We start from the raw sequence: 17,632 nt of genomic DNA, 5'->3' as shown, positions 1-17,632 counted from the left end.
CCTCTTACTGTCTGCTCTTTCATCGGCAAGATCAGCGCCGTCTGACAGCTCCTTCATCATTCCATATACAACTCAACCAGCTTATAACAGCGGTCACGGGTAACACCGGCCAGCGTGATGGCATACTCCAGTCCCTCCGCTGTCCCGCCTTCGTATTTGGCTGCCTCCTTGGCCGCCGTCTCATCGCGGAGTGTAATCCAGTTCCGCTGCTCCTCTTTCAGCTTAGCCATTTCTGCTTCGGGGAGCTGCTGTTTGAGCACCTGGTAGATCTCATTCAGCGCTTTGTCCCACCGTTCGTTCTCCTGAACGGCCGCTGCTGACATTGCAAGCGTTGTGCCTTTATCCGATATAGCCTTCAGGTCTGACAAACCCTCTTCAATCTTATCCAGTTTGTCAAAATAGGCCTGACGCATGGACGCTTCCGGTTCCGGGGTAGCTTCAGCCGTTGTCTCCGGCGAGGGAGCTGCCGGCGCCGTTGTTTCGGCAGTGGGCTGCACTGTGGCAACCGCTGTCGCCGCTGGTGTTGTCTCCGGTGCTGCAGAAGTTTCTGCACCGGTCGGCCCTGGGGCAGCCGCATTCCCGTTGCCGGCCTCATTATTGCCGCAGCCGCCTATCAGCAGACTGGAGATCAATAGTGTCGTCATAATCGCTTTTTTCATAAGTCCTCATCCTGTCGGTTTGGTATAGTAGATAGCTTACCTTACAGACCCAGCTGGGATCAATGGCCTCTAGAGTTATTACCTGTAACTGCCGCTTACTAATCATTACCGTTCTTGGATCGTAACAAAGAAGAGCCTGAACGGCATTATGCCATTCGGGCTCTTCTTCCTTCCTTACGACCTGCTTCAGATCCTGAGAAGAATGCACCACTTCAGATAGGATATCCTACTGGCCGGTCACTTCCGAATTAGCTGAAATGACTAAGGTTGAAATAGATTCAGCGCCGCTGGTTAACTCATTCATGGTTGCAGCAACCTTTTGGGATGACGCAGACAGCTGCCCTGTTACTGCTGAGGCTTCATGCAACTGATTCCGTCTCCACCTGAAGATATTTCTGGATTGCTCAGTTGCTACCTTCTTTCGTATGTATTCTCTCTACTATATAACTGTAACTATTGCCGGTGATAAACCACTGACAAACAGCTCTATTCCACAAATAACGGCCCTGATCCTGAAGGTTCAGGACAAGGCCGCTTTAGTTTCACATCCATATCACATTGAAATTGCTATTGCTTAGATTAAGGTCTGATCAGTACTTTCAAGGCTTCCCTGTTGTCCATTGCGCGGTAACCTTCCGGAACGCCATCCAGATCAACGGTGACATCAAAAACACGTCCAGGTTCAAGGGTACCGTCAAGAATGTCAGGTAATAATTCTTCCATGTATGCGCGCGTCGGTGCCGGCCCACCGGTAAGGGTAATATTACGTCCGAACAGACTGGCGAAACCGACAGGAGCCTCCTCATACTGCGGAACACCTACACGGCTAATGACGCCTCCGGCCCGGACTGCTCCTATACTCATCTCGTAAGCAGGCATCAGCCCGACACATTCCAGAACAACATGTGTTCCTTCCCCGTTCGTCAGCGCGTGTACTCGTGCTATGCCTTCTTCGCCGCGTTCAGGGACAACATCTGTAGCGCCGAACGCAATCCCGAGATCCGTCCGCACTTTATGGCGGCCCATCAGGATGATCTGCTTAGCTCCCAGCTTCTTCGCCGACAGAACAGCCAGCAGACCCACAGCACCATCGCCGATTACGGTTACGGTTGTGTTCTCATTCACGCGCCCCATCACCGCCGCATGATAGCCGGTACCATAAACGTCAGACAATGTAAGCAGAGACGGCAACAAAGGAGAGTCATCACCAATGTCATCCGGCAGCTTGAACATGCTTCCCTGTGCTTGCGGTACCCGGACATACTCTGCCTGGCAGCCGGTCATGAAGCTTCCATGCACACAGGAGGTCATCAATCCTTCCTGACAGAAGGGACAGGTGTTATCTCCGACGGCAAATGGCACAATCACCAAATCACCTTGTTTGAATCCGGAAACCTTTGAACCCATTTTCTGAATCCGTCCAATCACTTCATGTCCCATGGCATCACCTTCGCCATGCTCATGGGCATGCATGCTGTGATAAGGATGCAGATCGCTACCGCAAATACAGGCAGCCACTACCTTGATAATTGCATCCGTCGGTTGTTGCAATTCCGGGAGGGGTAGCTCTTCTACGCGTACATCACCGGCAGCGTACATAATATTTGCTTTCATTTCTAAGTTCCACCTTTTCACTTAAGTTATCTGTATATTGTACTTACTGTGCTCCAACTACGTTGTGTGGAACATACAGCTCTTCAAGGAAATTAATCTCTTCTGATGTTAATTTCACCTGCAGAACACCGGCAGCATCTTCGAGCTGCGACAGCTTCGTTGCACCTATAATAGGGGCAGCTACAGATTCTTTCTGCAACAGCCAGGCCAAAGCGATATGAATGCGCGGTACACCGCGCTCTTCGGCAAGAGACGCCACGCGCTGGACGATCAGACGGTCGGCATCAGCGGTAGAGTCGTATTTCCATTTCTGGACATGGTCGGTCTCGGACCGGTGAGTGCTCTCTGACCAATCACGAATCAGTCTGCCTGAGGCCAGGGGGCTGTAAGGGGTGACCGCAATTTTCTGGTCCTTGCATAGCGGCATCATCTCCCTTTCCTCTTCACGGTATATAAGATTCAGGTGATTCTGCATCGATACGAACCTTGTCCAGCCGTTTTTCTCTGCGGTATGCTGCGCCTTTTGAAATTGCCAGGCGAACATTGCCGAGGCGCCAATATATCTGGCTTTCCCGGCCTTTACCACATCATGCATGGCTTCCATCGTTTCTTCAATCGGCGTGTTGTAATCCCAGCGGTGGATGATGTAGAGATCTACATAATCCGTGCCCAGCCGCTTCAGGCTTTTATCAATTTCACTCATGATGGATTTCCGGGACAACCCTGCACCATTCGGACCTTCATGCATACGACCCCAGACCTTCGTAGCGAGAACCAGTTCATCACGGTTTGCATATTCCTTCAATGCCCGTCCGGTAATCTCTTCGCTGGTTCCATTGGCATAAACGTTCGCGGTATCGAAAAAGTTAATTCCGAGTTCCAGGGCTCTTTTGATAATCGGCCGGCTGTGCGCTTCATCCAGTACCCATTGATGGCCTCCCGGCAGCACCTCACCGAAGCTCATACAACCCAGACAAATCCGTGAGACATCCATCCCCGTATTTCCGAACTTCACATATTCCATAGTGAACACCTCCGTTAATGTACTCTCGTTCATTATTATAACAGCATTCAGTAACTTTCCAATTGCTGATTTCACTGTTTTAGTACAATACTGAAAAGAATGCAGGAATTTGTTCATTATCGTAAGAATTCGTTTGATAAAATAATATACAATTGTTTATAATTATAACTAAGTATAAATATTAGAAAGACCGGTGAGTGATATGACCAAGATCGACAGGAGAATCCTTAAAACTCAGGAAGCCTTAAAGGCTGCAATCATTGACCTGATGAAGGAAAAGAGTTTCGATGATATTACGATTCAGGATCTTTCGGATCGGGCTAACGTCAGCCGCGGAACGATATACCTGCACTATATGGATAAATACGACCTGCTGGATAAACTGATAGAGACTCATATCGAAGAGCTCCGGGAAAGATGCGCAGCCGCCGCAGATCTGGATTTTGCAACAGGGTCTGTACTGTGGACGGAATACTTCGAGTCTCATTACGCCTTTTTCTCCACGATGCTGGCCAGTAAAGGGGCTCCATTCTTCCGCAGCCGGTTCATGGAGTTCCTTGTGGATGAGTTCCATGATGAAGTGGACAACACCCAAGGGAAGAATGAAGGATTAAACCGGGATCTGGTCGTGAATTTTGTAGCCGCTTCGTATGTAGGCGTTGTCGAATGGTGGTTCAAGAACGATAGACCGGTAACTTATCTTGTATTAGCTGAGCAGCTGGGAGCCTTACTGGATAGAATTTGTGAGTAGTCCGTTTGTTCCCGGCATACGTTTTGCGTGATTGCCCGAGGTTCCAAAGAGATGAATATAGAAAAGGAGCAGATTGCCGTTGCATTCTGATCCTTTTTCTGATGCTTTGTAGTGCTATGTATTATTCAAAACACTGTCTCGGTCCGATCGTATGGAACAATTGTACCCGTTAATGGTTCAGGGCATCTGCGTTATCCGCTATGAACACAAAATGATGCATATCATGCGCCGCTTCATAATACACCCCTATTAATTCATGGATGCGAACTTCCAGACCCACTTCTTCGAAGACCTCTCTTCGGGCGGTTTCCTCCGCAGACTCATTGTCCTCCCCTTTTCCGCCGGGCCGTTCCCAGTTGTTTTTGACTATTATCTCCAAAATGATAACTCCATAGGCAGCGCAGCACAAGGCCTTGCCAAGTATTGCGTTCAGCAGTTAATGCAGGTAGAAGCTCTATAATCAAAAAAGTCCCGCTGATCTGAATAAGCATCATCCGGGACGTTCTATTTACGCTCTATTCTTTTCGAACGGATTACTTCTTGCTGGCCAGGAATTCATCCAGCTGTCTCTGCTTCTCGGCGATGACTTTGTCGAGTCCGGCCGATTTCTGGGCGGCGATATACTTCGGCAGCATTTCGTCCAGGTCAACCGAGCCTGTCTCAAGCGCCTTCTGATATTCTCTTAAGACGTTAGCCAGTGCACCGACCTCCGATTTGACCGGTTCGCTGTCGAAGGTGAACCCGAGGGCCGGTGATGATTTGGCGCCTTCGTTGAACTTTTTGAACTGCTCCCACTTGTCCGGTGCTTCTGTGTTCCAGACATAGTTCAGGAATTGGTTCCCCAGTTCCCAGGCAACACCAGGCGCGTACTGGCCGGATTTATCCGTCTGTGTCATGACATTGCCGGCAAGCGTAAAGTGTGTACCTTCAATACCAAAGTTCAGCAGATTGATAATCTCAGTATCCGTATGAAGCAGATTAATGAGCATCATGGCACGTTCCGGGTTCTTAGACGTCGATGAAATGGCCAGCATGGCACCGGTGGTCTCCGAGGTCGCGACCGTTTTGCCCGTCAGTGTGATCTGGGCAAGCTTACCCTCAAGAGCGGTTGCTGAGGCAATTTCTTCAGCCTTTCCTGGCTTGAGCGGCTCTACGGTGGAGAATACATTGCCGGTCTTGTAAGCGTCGAGCGATGAGGTCTGGGAAGTGGCCGCGTCTTTATTGACATAGCCCTTCTCGAAGTAATCACGGGTTACCTTCAATGCATTTAAGTACTGAGGGAATTCTTCCGCCGGTTTGACTACCGCATCCGCCCCATTCTTATCGATTGCACCAGGTATGGTTGTATCCCCCAAAAAGTCCAGCTCCACAAAGGAATGCGCGGCAAACGTTCCGCCTGTCGTGTACAGCGGATACATGTTCGGCTTCTTCTCCTTGACGATTTTATAGACGGCTTCGAGATCTTCGATCTTTTGGACTTTGCTCATGTCGATGCCAAGCTCATCGGCGATGTCCTTCCGGTACACGATACCGCCTGACGATGCCAGCTCTTTATTGGTCGGGACACCATAGTTTTTGCCGCCGATTTTGGAGCCGTTCAGGAAAGCGGGGTCCAGACTCTCCTTAATTCCCTGGCCGTATTGATCGAGTAAAGAACCCAGATCCAGATAAGCGCCCTTGGCAACATTCTTCGCATATCCGTTCCATGAGGCGGTGAATAGAACATCTACCGGCTCGCGGGAAGCAATCATGAGGTTAATCTTATCGTCCCAGGCTCCCCAGTCGATCGGAGCGAGATCGATCGTTGCATTGATTTTCTCGGTCAGGAGCTTATTCAGCGCTTCCTCAACGATGGCTTCATCTGCCTGCGGTGCCCCTTCGTAGACGAGCTTCAGCTTATAAGGCTCGAGCTTCGAAGCATCCGTGGACGTGCCGCCTGTGGCTGTGTTTGAGGAAGAACCAGGTGCTGCGGTGCTTGAGTCATTGGAATTTCCGCAAGCCGTGACAGCGATTGACGAGACAATTAATATTGTTAGAAGAAGTGCAGCTTTGCTTTTCATATGTTTCATTTACAGGTAATCCCCCCATGAATTAGATTAAAATATGGTAGCCGGCCGCCGCAGCCTTAGCCTTTGACAGAACCGACAGTCAAGCCTTTGATGAAGTACTTCTGGAAGAACGGATAGGCAAAAATGATCGGTCCGACGCCTACAACCACCATCGCCATCCGCACCGTCTCACTCGGGAAGTTGACCATTCCGCCAGCCCGGGTAATCTCGGCCATTGCATTAGGGTTGCTGGAGAGGTACTGAATGTTGACCATCATTTTGTACATGAAATACTGCACCGAAATATTATGATTGTCCGTAATAAACACCAGACTCAGGAACCAGTCGTTCCAGTAGGTCAGCGTCTGGAACAGCGCGACAGTTGCCAGAACCGGGAGTGACAGCGGCAGTACGATCCGGATGAATATCCGCAGCTCTCCGGCTCCGTCGATTTTGGCTGATTCCAGGACGGCTTCTGGTACGGTCTCCTTAAAGAAGGTACGCATGATCAATACCCAGAACGCCGACATAATCAGCGGCATGATCAGTGACCACAGCGTATCTCTCAAGTCCAGCATCTGCACATATACCAGATACCAGGGGACGAGGCCGCCGGATATCAGCATGGTCAGAAAGACGAAGAAAGTGAAAAACTTGGCCTGCGGGAAGTTACTCCGCGAAATCGGATACGCATAAAGCGCAATTACTATGACGCTTAGGATCGTACCAGTCACCGTTACGGCGATCGAAATCCCGTAGGAATGAACAATCTGATCGATATCCTTAATCAGAAATTTATAAGCTGCCAGATTAAAGTTTGCCGGTAAGAAGCGATAGCCATGTGTCATAACTGATTGCTCATCAGAAAGCGATACCGAGATAATCAGAAGCAGCGGCAGAATGCAAAGCGCCGAATAGATCACGAAGAAGGTATTAATGAGAACTGATGCCCGTCCCGAGATCTGATTCTTCGAATTGGAGCCGGATATCAATTCACTTGTTGGTTTAGCCATGTCGGCTCCTCTCTTAGAACAGCGCGTTCTCGGGATTAATGCGGCGGACGATCCAGTTGGATACAAATACCAGCACGAAACCGACTACCGATTGGAAGAGTCCTGCCGCCGAGGAGAGTCCGATATCTCCAACCGTCAGGAACGTACGGTAGACATAGGTGTCGATAACATTCGTCACGGGGAATAACGCCCCTGATTCACGCGGCACCTGGAAGAATAGGCCAAAGTCAGCATTAAAGATCTTGCCGATCTGCAGTAAAGTCATAATCGTAATTACCGGCGTAATTAACGGGATCGTAATTTTCTTCATCTGCTGCCACTTATTCGCTCCGTCTATCGTCGCCGCCTCGTAGTACTCTTCATCGATACCGATGATTGCCGCCATATATACGACAGTGTAGTAACCCATGTTCTTCCACGTATTAATGATCGGCAGGATAACCGGCCACACTTCTTTCGTGAAGTACCAGCGTACAGGCTCAAGACCCATAGCTGGGAGTAGTGTCCCGTTGAAGTATCCCCGCTCATCGCTAAGGAACCCATAGACCAGGTAGGAGATTACGATCATTGACAGGAAGTACGGCAGAAACATAATTGTCTGATGAAGCTTTGAGAGAAAACGGTTCTTCATCTCGTTAAGCATCAGGGCGAAGGCCAGCGGAAGCCCGAGATTCAGTACGATGAACAGAGAGTTATACAGCAATGTGTTACGGATGATGATATAGGAATCTTTGGAAGCGAACAGGTATTCGAAATTTTTCATCCCTGACCACGGGCTTCCCAGAATCCCGTCCTGATAGTTGATCGTCTTGAAGGCAATAATGATCCCTAACATAGGGATATAGTTATTGATTACAAGCAGAATGACCGCCGGCAGCATCATCGCATAGAACATCCAGAACGTCCGAAGATTTCTCACAATGGAAGACTTGCGGCTTATACGTACCGGTTTCTGATTTGCAGGAAGTGGCATGGCTTTCAATAGAGTTGTTTCATTCCTTTCAATGCGCCCCCTCTACTCCGCTAATGAAGCAGGAATAGAGGGGACAAATGTTCCGCCATCTAACAATAATCGTAATCTCGTGGTTCCTTAAGGCTCAATTCCCCACTGAAGAGTGCCCGCAATATAACCAGTTGTTTTATTCCAATCGGTGTATGCAGTATCGGCCGGGTCAAAAGAGTAATCTCCTGTCTGCGTGTAGTTCGACCAGTCGTTCTTACTTACGCGGATCTGAATTTCAGTGCTGGCTCCTGCAGCCAGACTTCCGGCTCCGCTTGTAAAGCCAATCTCCAGATAAGAATCAGCCCCGCTCACGGGAGTTGCCAGCTTGCCGAAGGTGCCGGTCACGTTGCTGCTGCCGGCAGTTGACCAGTCACACCAGAAGCTCTGGTCCTTCTCCCCGTCAATGGTGTAATAATAGCGCAGCTTCACATCGGCCAGATTAACAGCGGTAGTACCGGTGTTCACTAGTTTTATCTTCGGATTCAGTGTATTAACCGTTGCCGCAGTGCTGGAATTATACTGTTGTACCTTGAGCGTTGCGCTGCCGCCGGAGGTGGTATCCGTCACGGAGACCGCCAGATTCGACCCCGCTCCTGCACTGAAGCTGAACGTCAGTGTCGTTGTTCCCGCCGGCTGTGCAGCCAGGTAAGTCTTCAGGATGGTAACCGTTGTGCCCGATACGGTATAATCCGTACCGTCAACCAAGGAAACCGCACCGTTGTTAATCCCGGTGAATGTATTACCGTTCAGAGTCAGGGTCACCGGAATATCGGCCTGATTGGCGGTTTTTTTGTCAAAGGCAGCAGACCCTGGACTGATCACCGAATTTGTAACCGATGAATCGCTCACTGCTACGGACAGTGCAGCAGCCGAACCCGCATTAAACCGGAAGGCGAGATGTGTCGTCCCGATGGGCTGCTGTGCGAGATAGCTTCGTTGCAATGTGACCGTACTTCCCGATAGCGTGTAATCCGTACCTTCAATTAGGGATGCTGTACCGTTCGTAATTCCGGTGAGATTATTGCCGTTCAGGGTCAACGTCACCGGAATATCGGTCTGATTAGCGGTTTTCTTATCAAAGGAAGCTGCAGTTGGACTAATCGACGAGTTACTGCTGTTCCCCGTTGCATAGGCAGCTACGAATACCAGCCCAGAATTCCAGTAGACGGTATGCTCATTTGTTGTCCATTCCTGGAAGTTGTCGGTATAGTTTTTGCCGGCAAATCTCGATATCTGGTTCCCTACAGTAATATCGTTGGAGAATTTATTCGGCCCTCCGACCAGATAACCCTTAGGGACTCCAGGCAAATTATCTGTTCTGTACATAATACTGAACGGATACTGCACGCTGTTATCACCATAGCCCGATACGAAGGATACGCCTACCGGGTTCTGGCCGAGAATCCAGTCCAGCTGGCTGTACGTAACTTTATTAATAATTGCACGGTTGCTCTCGAAGGTTCCAAGCAGCTTCGTTCCGATAATCATTTCCATCGGTGTATCTGCAACCTGCATGGTGATGCCCCAATAATAGTTACCGTCTTTAATGATGCTCTTCCAGGCGCTTTCGTTATATCTGCTTACCTTGTCATTGAACCATTGCTGATATTTGGTGGTATACCAGCTTACAACAGCGGAATTGGGATTAGCGGCTTTCAGATAACTGAAGAAGCCGGTATTCCAGGTATTCGCCCATCCGCTGGCGAAATCAAGGGTATCCTCGAAATAGATTGCCATATTCGTGTAGTTTGCAAGAAAGTAATTATTGTATTTGGCTGTCCCTGTTGACCTGTACAGGGAGCCGGCAGCCCATAGACGATTAGACGCGTCATCTGTGACATCATAAGGCCATCTGCCTGTGTTAGGCGTCCGGATATTCTCAGGATGTGCCTCCAGATATCCCCACGCTGCTTCGGCCGCATTCAAACAACTCTGGGCAAAGGCCGGGTCGATATTCTGATAAATCAGGTATGCATGTGCCAGTACACCGGCTGCGGTAGCCGTATCGGCGGTTGTCTTGATGCCGGTCCGCGAACTTACTGTATCCTTATCAATAATCTGTCTGTCAACCATATTGTCATCGTCCTGGAAGGTTACACGCGCATAGAACCCTCCGGTTGCCGCATCCTGCATCTTCAGCATCCATTCCAGTTCCCATCTTGACTCATCCAGGATATCAGGAATGCCATTTCCGCTCTCAGGGATATTGAATTGGCTGTCCGTGAATTTCTCCGGCATGATTTCATAGGCCCAGAAGAGATCCGACAAGGCTTTGGCACCAGCGTTGACGTACTTGCCTTTATCACCCGCATCATACCAGCCTTTGGACACATCCTTCTTAATTGAAGGATTAGACATTAGAGGCACCGAGGTGTCCGGAGTGAAATCAGTTCTCTGATAATTCTGAGTGTATGGACTGGTAATATTTATACCGGTTCTCTGGTAATAGAAATATCTCGATACGTCAGTCAGAAAAGGCTCATAGATGCTGTTCGCATCCCCGATGGAGAACTTGGGCGAATTCTGTAGACCCTGCACGGCCACATAATATTTGCCCGGAGCCGTTAGATTGGTGAAATCGGCGGTGAATACCCGCTCACCGCTGTCGATAGCATCATAATTCTTGGTGAGCACAAGACTTCCGGAGAACGCCGCAGCATTAGTAGCGGTGTTAATAATGGTGAACGGAGTACCTGCATCCACCGTGAGGACATCCTCAAATCCGGTCACTAGCGCCTGCTTCACGCCATCCGCAGGATACCCTAGTTGATTGACCTTGATAGGGGCATACTCTTTCTCCTTATCGGGAGAGGTAACCCTGATATCATTGAGCCAGACCTTTAACGGCTGAAACCCGTTGTTCTTAAGGGATAACGCATCAATCGAAGCAATGTTAATGCCTTGCGAGACCTGCATCAGATCCTTTAAGGGAATCTTCACATGCTTCCAGCCCGTTGTGATGCTGGTGTAGCTGGTAATATTAACGGTGGTTGTAATTTCATTGCCTGCAGCCCGTTCGAATACTCTGTCTTTGAAGCCCAGAAGGAAGGACTCGCCGCCTGCATTCCCCTTAATGTTGAACTCAAGGAAGCCGTTGGGATAATATGAGGTGAAGTCATACGCTTTCCAGCCCGCTACTGTAATCAGTGCGTTGTACCAGGACGGACTGGTTGGAGTCTTCGCATTCAGCAGCAGTGAAGGCAACCCATTGTAGGTGGTTGTCGTGTCGACCGGCAGCTTGCTGTCTACGGTCTCCAGTCCAAATCCACTGTCCCCTGCCCAGCCGTCTGACAGGGTACTGAAAATACGGTAGTCCACTAAGTCTCTCCACCCTGCGGGGGCTTCGCTTGCGGCTGCATCCGCCCTCAGCGGAATCGATACAAGAATGGTCACAAACATCGTAAACGCCAGGATTAAACTTATTTTTCTCCTCATTTCTTCTCCTCCTTTAAAATTAGTGAGTGATGCTTCTGTCATTTGATAACGCTTTCCACCTTTTTATTTTAGTTCATGAAGTTAACGTTCATATATAGAAGAAATAAGTGTATATAGAAGAAAACAAGCCACAATATCATGGCTTGTTATCTTCGTACCAATCATTCACTTCCCTCGTAATCACGTCGCCGCCATTCTTGTAAAATTGGGCAACGAACTCATCGAAATAGGAGAGCGGCTTCTCTCCATAAATAATGCTCACGTAGCTCTCCGTTGCGAGTTTCTGCAGGAACACTCCATTCTTCTCCATCCCATCCGTTAACGGTCCATGGTAACGGTTCGGGATTTCGAGCTCCTGTTCTGCAACAGCAATTCCGGCTGCCGCAAGCTGGGCCGAATTTAGCCCCTTGATACTCTGTTCAATCGGCGTACTCATTTCAGCATCCGATCTCTCAGACAATTTCCTGATCGCATCCGTGCTCATATAAGGCAGCACAGGAGCTCCGCCTGTCAGCGGATAGAGCATCCAGCGCATATCGATGGATGAGCCGTCAGCAAGCGGCCACTGGGCACTCGGAACCCCTTCGGAAGCGAAATTAACGGTGATCACTTTACCATCCTTGATTACATAATCATAGCCTTCGTGATACCCCAGGGCGAAGCGGGGATCAAAGTAAGGATCCTGCGGGCCGAAATTTTTGGCGAGCAGCTTGTTATAATAGGCGAACCAGGCTTCTATATTCTTAAAGTCTTTGCTGAACACTGTATAGATGCCGTAGAGCGGCTTCTGTGCTTTGCCTTTCAGCCCGTCCGGTCCGGCAGGGAGGGGATATGCTTGCCAATCCGCCTCCGGATCGGATTTCACTGTGTCACCGAGCGGCCAGGCTCCCATCCAGAACGGGCCGAACATAACTCCGGCCATTCCTTTTACGGCCAGCTCGGCGGCTTTACTTGAGTCCTTCATACCGGCATCCCGGTCAATATAGCCTTTGGCCATCCAGGAAGCCATCGTCTCGAGGTATTTCTTTGCATCCGGGTGAACGGCGCCATAGACCAGACCGCCATTCCCGTCGTCATTCCAGAACAGCTTGATATCCGATGTACAGAGCATCTGACCCGAGAAGGCACCCGCGATCGGATCCGTCTGTCCCATCCAGCTCCATGGTCCTTCCTTCAGCGGAACCGCCAAGCCGACTTCATCATCTTGACCATTTCCGTTAGGATCTTGCTCCGAGAATGCCTTGAGCACGTTCTCAAGTTCATCTATCGTCTCCGGCGGGTTCAGTGACAGCTTACCCAGCCAGTCCTTGCGGATCCACATGACCGTGCCCTCGTCACCCGCACCCAAGCGGGGAAGTCCGTAAATCTTGCCGTCTTTGGTCACCTCAGTCATGGTATACGCGTACTTCTCCAGTGCCGCCTTCAGCTTGGGATGCGCCAGCTGCTCAATCGCATCATTCAGCGGAAGCAGCCTGTCCGCTTTGAGCAGATTCTTCAAGATATCTCCTTCTGCGTTAAAGGTATCAGGCAGCTTGCCGTTCATGGTCAGCGCCAGCCGGATTTTGGTGTCGGCATCCTCAAACTTACTGACAATCCAGTCAAACTTCGTAATGATGCCCAGATTATCTTCCATCCAGCGGGTGTGTACATTATCCGTAAGGCTCTCGCCGGGCTTGAACGCGTTAGGCCGGTTCTCGTCGACAATTGCCGTTGTAATCGTTATCGGCGGATCGTATTTAAAATCCCAAGCCGGCTGCTTCCCTTTCCCCCCATACTCCTGACTCTCCCTGGCCGTCTTTCCCCCGCTGTCCAAACATCCGGCAAGCAGCAGAATTGCTGTCAAAACCAATAATAGAAGGCTTCCTCTTCTTCTGTGCCTCTTCACCAGCCCCATCACTCCATTCCCGATCGGTATCTGTCCCTGAATTCCTGCGGCGTCACCTGATAATAATCTCGGAATTTCCGGATGAACCAGTTGGTATTGGGGTATCCGATGCTTTCTCCAATATGATAGATTTTATGATTCGTCTGCTTGAGCAGTTCACTAGCCTTAAGCATGCGCTGCTCGTAGATGTACTGCGATAAGGTAGTATCGGTACATTGCTTAAAGAGCTTCGACAGATGACTGGGATGTACGAAGACCAGTCTGGCCAGCAAAGTAAGCGACAAGTCCTTGTCCAATTCCATCCGGATATAACTTTGCGTCTTTCGGACAATGGCCTGGCTGTGGTCCTCGCTTACCTCTCCCAGCTTATCCCGCAAGGTGTGCAGCGAGTCCAGCGCCCAGCTCTCCAGCTGTGAGGCATGCAGCATCGATTTCCCTTTAATAAAAGCGGATTGGCCGGGATTCAGCATCTGGGCCAGCGTCCTGCCGCTGCGGTTCGCGATATACTGGAAGCTATTCGACAGAAAGAAAAAAACGTCCCGCATGAGATCAGGAGATCCCGTATGCATTAGCGGAGACACAAATGCGCGGATCTTTGCTTCCGCCTTCTCCCACTGCTCAGCTTCCAGGAGATGCGTCAGAAGCGGCGCTTCATAAAGCTTGCGCATGAGATGCACTTCCTCCTCGCTGCTCTCCGGCAGCTGTCCGGACAAGCTGCGGTCCATGTCAAGGCAGGATTTGGCCTTCATATAACTGGCTTGCAGCCCTTCCGGGAAGAGACATTCAGCTTGCCCGGCGGATATTTCTCCCTTAAGCAGGTTGCGGACTTCATCCTTTAACCGTTCTAACTGCTCCTGTACCCACTGCGGCTCCGGTGGCGCACCCGATAAATCGTATATCAGTACAAGCAGGGTTCCCTCATCATCCGCGGCCGGCCAGCAGTCATACCGCTCCATCAGCAGTTCTTCCAGCATGTTCGTTACCGCGAAGCGGATCAGGGACTGCGAATACAGATCATGTCCTTCAAAGGGTGAGCCCAACCGGATGAGACACAACGAGGCCGTTCCCGGTATCTGCAGAGGAAGGTCATACAGCTTCAACTTATCTGCAAGCGCCTTGCCAGTCAGCGTGCCGCTTATCGTCTTGAGCAGCAGTCCCGCCTTCAGCTCTATACTATTATCCCGGTAAATACGGAAGCCTTGTTCAATTGACCGCTCCTGTTCGAGCTGTTTAACAATCTTGCCCATGGCTGTAAGCAACTGTTCATCCTTAGCCGGCTTCATCAGATAATCCAGCGCCTGAAGCTCAATGGCTCGGCGGGCATAATCGAAGTCCGCATAGCCAGTGAGCAGCAGGCACTTCAATCCTGGAATACGCTGTCTGGCCTGCTCGATCAGCTCCAGGCCGGTCATACGCGGCATACGGATATCAGTCATGAGAATATCGACTGGGAATGACTCCATCAGGGCAAGTGCCTCACTCGCGCTGTAAGCCTTAAGAACACGGGAGATGCCAAGGGTTGTCCATGGAATTGTATCCGCCAGACTATCCGCATAATGCTTCTCGTCATCAACCACCAGCAGGCTGTTCATGATACTTCCTCCTTCGTTTCATCCTGTATTCCCGGCTCCCACACCAAACTCACGGATAGCCCGCCCAGTCTGGAAGGGCTGATCACAATTTGGGTGTCAGGGCCGAAGTTGCCTTGCAGCCGTTGATACACGTTCCATAGCCCGCACCCCGTGTATTCGCCAGCCGGAATAAGCAGCTCCATGTACAGCTGGCCGATCTGCTCCTCATTCAACCCTTTGCCGTTATCCTCTACTTGAAGCTGCAGCAGACCCTCCTGAAGAAAGACGCTGATTTCAACCCGGCCCGCATATTCAACATCCTCAAGTCCATGCACAATCGCATTTTCCACGAGGGGTTGGAGAAGCAGCCGGGGAATTCGCAGCTCCGCCAATCCCTCCGGCAGCACGATACTGAAGGTTAGCGTCTCGTTGCGAAGCTGGAGAATCTCCAGATAAATACGGACGAATGCAAGTTCCTCCTTCAAGCTGACTCCCTGGTTGTCCATCCGCGTCGTATACCGGTAATAGTCGGACAGATGATATGCCATATCCATGACGGCCCGGTCTTGTTTCATTTTGGTCATATTGATGATGTAACCGAGACAATTGTACAGAAAATGAGGATGGATCTGCGCCTGCAGCTGCTTCAGCGTGGCATCGCGGGCATGGATACGGGATTGCAGGACATTCTCAATGAGATCTTGAATCTGTGTAGCCATCTCATTGAAGTTCTGCATGAGAAAGGCGAATTCATTGTTCGACTTCTTCGGCAGCCTGTAGGCGTAATCCCCTCCCTTAATCCGCTGCACCGCGCGTACAAGATGGAAGATAGGCCTGTGTACATTCCAGTACAAGGCAGAGGCGGCGGCGATACCGGACAGAAGCAGAATGACCGAGGAAGCCCCGAACAATAACCTCTGCTGCCTGATCGGTCCGATGATCTGGTCGAGCGGAACGGAATCAACGAGATGCCAATCAAGCAGACTGGAATAATAATAGGTAATCAGATACGGCCTGCCGTCAAAAGCATGGATTAAAAAGCCTGAATCCCGGCTGTTCACCCTATCGCCCAGTTCTGCAATGATCCTGTCCATTTCAGGCCCTTCCGCAGACCGGCTGGCGATGATGGCATGCCCCTTTTTGTAAAAAAACGGATTGTCGGAGTGCCCGGACTTGTAGGTGTCGAGCAAATTCTCGAAGCTCCACTTGTAGAGATTAATGCGGACGGCAACATCCAGATCATCCGGACGGGCGGGCGTATAACCCGTGGCAATATAGGTCCGGGTGAAGCCGGAGCCGATCTCCAGATCTTCGCTGTAGCTCCAGCCCAGTGAGAACCGGCTCTCGAACTCTTCAAGATCATACTCATAAGAGGGAGAAGATGAGATACTATCGCCGCGTTGCGGGAAATAGACGGTTACGTCATTCCGCCAATTGCCGGATGCACTGGCCAGCGACAGCTTCTCCTGAATCAGCAGCCTTGTTTTCATGAGGGAATAATCAGTCATTTCGAAGTTATACAGATAATCCAGTACGTTAGTGTCAACGAGCATGGGTGCAGAAGCCAGATCAAACTTCTCAATACTGGCATCCAGCTGCGCCACGAAAAGCTCCATCCGGTTCAGACTCGCTTTGATAAGCTCCTCCTGAATGATGTTGATGCTCTTGGATGTGGAATAATAGTATAGCGCTACGACTGGCGTCAGCAGAATCAGCAGCAACACCAGCATTTTCTGAAAAATGTTGAATTTGATCCGCATTCCATTCCCATCCCTGCTTCGTAATCACACTTTAACCTGTATATTACAATATATTGTAAGCGTTTACTATAATAATCCTTTTTATCGTCAGATCATAAGAAATAACACTGATCTCAATCATCAGTGTTTACACCTTTATTATAAAGATGGGCTATATTCCTCATAGGATTGCACAATATGTTCGTGTGTTAGCGGGCTATGCTCTATGATCGCCTTGCATTTGGCTTTGAGGACTATCTGTTCAATATCTGCGAAGCTGCATCCTGCAAGGCGCCCGCATATCTCTTCAGTCAGCCCTGCTTCCCCTTCGAATCCATTAATCAACAGCTCAATATATTGACGCCTGCTGGATTCATCCGGCAGTGAATAGGTCATTTTCGTATCAAACCTTCTCCAGATCGCCCGGTCCAATTCATTCTCCAGATTCGTTGCCGCTATAAATATACTGCCGTCGCCAAAATCATCCAAACACTGCAGTAAGGTATTTACCGCACGCGCCATTTCTTTGACTTCATCATTACTCTCCCGTGTTCTGGCAATAGCATCAAACTCATCCAGGAACAAGACGCAGGGCGTTGCTTTGGCATACTCGAATATTTTGCAGATTTGCTGCCGGTCTCCCCCAAATGACTGTGAATAACCGCATCCAGCCTTCTGGCACATTCTTTAGGCGTGTAATACGTTCCCATATCAATCCCTTTAGCTCTGGGAAGACGCTGATTGCTGCTGTTTTTATTCATTGTTGTCTGAAAGCTCCTTAACGGGGTTAGTGTCGATTGATCCGGTTTAACGGATTCTTTAGACTGGCGTTTATTTATTCGTAATAATTACTATAAATTAACTATACCTGCTTACTCTCTGCATTATCA

Annotated in this window: 13 protein-coding genes; 1 reads left to right on the top strand and 12 read right to left on the bottom strand. The window is 49.8% G+C overall.

Features of this window, described 5'->3' with window-relative positions; all coding sequences use genetic code 11:
• Positions 1–56 precede the first annotated feature (56 nt).
• The 3 genes from PBOR_RS35530 to PBOR_RS17700 all read right to left on the bottom strand — a co-directional run bounded on the left by PBOR_RS35530 (position 57) and on the right by PBOR_RS17700 (position 3,297).
• Positions 57–659: a lysozyme inhibitor LprI family protein gene (locus tag PBOR_RS35530; protein WP_052429526.1), complete on the bottom strand. Its 603-nt coding sequence runs from the start codon at positions 657–659 to the stop codon at positions 57–59.
• A 579-nt stretch (positions 660–1,238) separates the two neighbouring features.
• Entirely contained in the window at positions 1,239–2,273 is a 1,035-nt protein-coding gene (locus PBOR_RS17705; protein ID WP_042213866.1) for an alcohol dehydrogenase catalytic domain-containing protein, read from the bottom strand.
• Between the two features lie 43 nt (positions 2,274–2,316).
• The gene (locus PBOR_RS17700) at positions 2,317–3,297 is read right to left on the bottom strand and encodes an aldo/keto reductase (protein WP_042213864.1); all 981 of its coding nucleotides are present in this window, start codon (positions 3,295–3,297) and stop codon (positions 2,317–2,319) included.
• A 202-nt stretch (positions 3,298–3,499) separates the two neighbouring features.
• On the opposite strand from PBOR_RS17700, the gene PBOR_RS17695 reads away from it, so the two are divergent.
• Entirely contained in the window at positions 3,500–4,048 is a 549-nt protein-coding gene (locus PBOR_RS17695) for a TetR/AcrR family transcriptional regulator (protein WP_042213862.1), read from the top strand.
• Positions 4,049–4,217: 169 nt separating this feature from the next.
• Here the strand turns inward: PBOR_RS17695 and PBOR_RS17690 are convergent, their stop codons facing one another.
• The 9 genes from PBOR_RS17690 to PBOR_RS35025 all read right to left on the bottom strand — a co-directional run bounded on the left by PBOR_RS17690 (position 4,218) and on the right by PBOR_RS35025 (position 17,426).
• Positions 4,218–4,427 carry an NUDIX hydrolase gene (locus PBOR_RS17690; RefSeq protein ID WP_052429525.1) on the bottom strand — a complete coding sequence of 70 codons (210 nt, stop codon included), beginning with the start codon at positions 4,425–4,427 and terminating at the stop codon, positions 4,218–4,220.
• Positions 4,428–4,581: 154 nt separating this feature from the next.
• Positions 4,582–6,117: an ABC transporter substrate-binding protein gene (locus tag PBOR_RS17685; protein ID WP_042213860.1), complete on the bottom strand. Its 1,536-nt coding sequence runs from the start codon at positions 6,115–6,117 to the stop codon at positions 4,582–4,584.
• 56 nt (positions 6,118–6,173) lie between these two features.
• Entirely contained in the window at positions 6,174–7,109 is a 936-nt protein-coding gene (locus PBOR_RS17680; RefSeq protein ID WP_042213858.1) for a carbohydrate ABC transporter permease, read from the bottom strand.
• Positions 7,110–7,122: 13 nt separating this feature from the next.
• Complete coding sequence (locus PBOR_RS17675) at positions 7,123–8,004, bottom strand: ABC transporter permease (RefSeq protein ID WP_245648271.1); 882 nt, start codon at positions 8,002–8,004, stop codon at positions 7,123–7,125.
• A 195-nt stretch (positions 8,005–8,199) separates the two neighbouring features.
• On the bottom strand, positions 8,200–11,547 hold the full coding sequence (locus PBOR_RS17670) for a glycoside hydrolase family 9 protein (RefSeq protein WP_052429524.1): 3,348 nt from the start codon (positions 11,545–11,547) through the stop codon (positions 8,200–8,202).
• A gap of 136 nt (positions 11,548–11,683) precedes the next feature.
• A complete protein-coding gene (locus PBOR_RS17665; protein WP_042213857.1) occupies positions 11,684–13,390 on the bottom strand; it encodes a type 2 periplasmic-binding domain-containing protein in 1,707 nt (568 codons plus the stop codon).
• A gap of 50 nt (positions 13,391–13,440) precedes the next feature.
• Complete coding sequence (locus PBOR_RS17660; protein WP_042213855.1) at positions 13,441–15,024, bottom strand: response regulator; 1,584 nt, start codon at positions 15,022–15,024, stop codon at positions 13,441–13,443.
• On the bottom strand, positions 15,021–16,763 hold the full coding sequence (locus PBOR_RS17655) for a sensor histidine kinase (protein WP_042213852.1): 1,743 nt from the start codon (positions 16,761–16,763) through the stop codon (positions 15,021–15,023). Before PBOR_RS17655 ends, PBOR_RS17660 begins: the two co-directional genes overlap by 4 nt.
• Before the next feature lie 138 nt (positions 16,764–16,901).
• A complete protein-coding gene (locus tag PBOR_RS35025) occupies positions 16,902–17,426 on the bottom strand; it encodes an AAA family ATPase (protein ID WP_342671058.1) in 525 nt (174 codons plus the stop codon).
• Positions 17,427–17,632: the final 206 nt, after the last annotated feature.

It is taken from the genome of Paenibacillus borealis (assembly GCF_000758665.1).
Classification (GTDB): Bacteria; Bacillota; Bacilli; order Paenibacillales; family Paenibacillaceae; genus Paenibacillus_AQ; species Paenibacillus_AQ borealis.
Note: the sequence above shows the minus strand (reverse complement) of the source record. Positions and strands in the feature narration are given on the sequence as shown.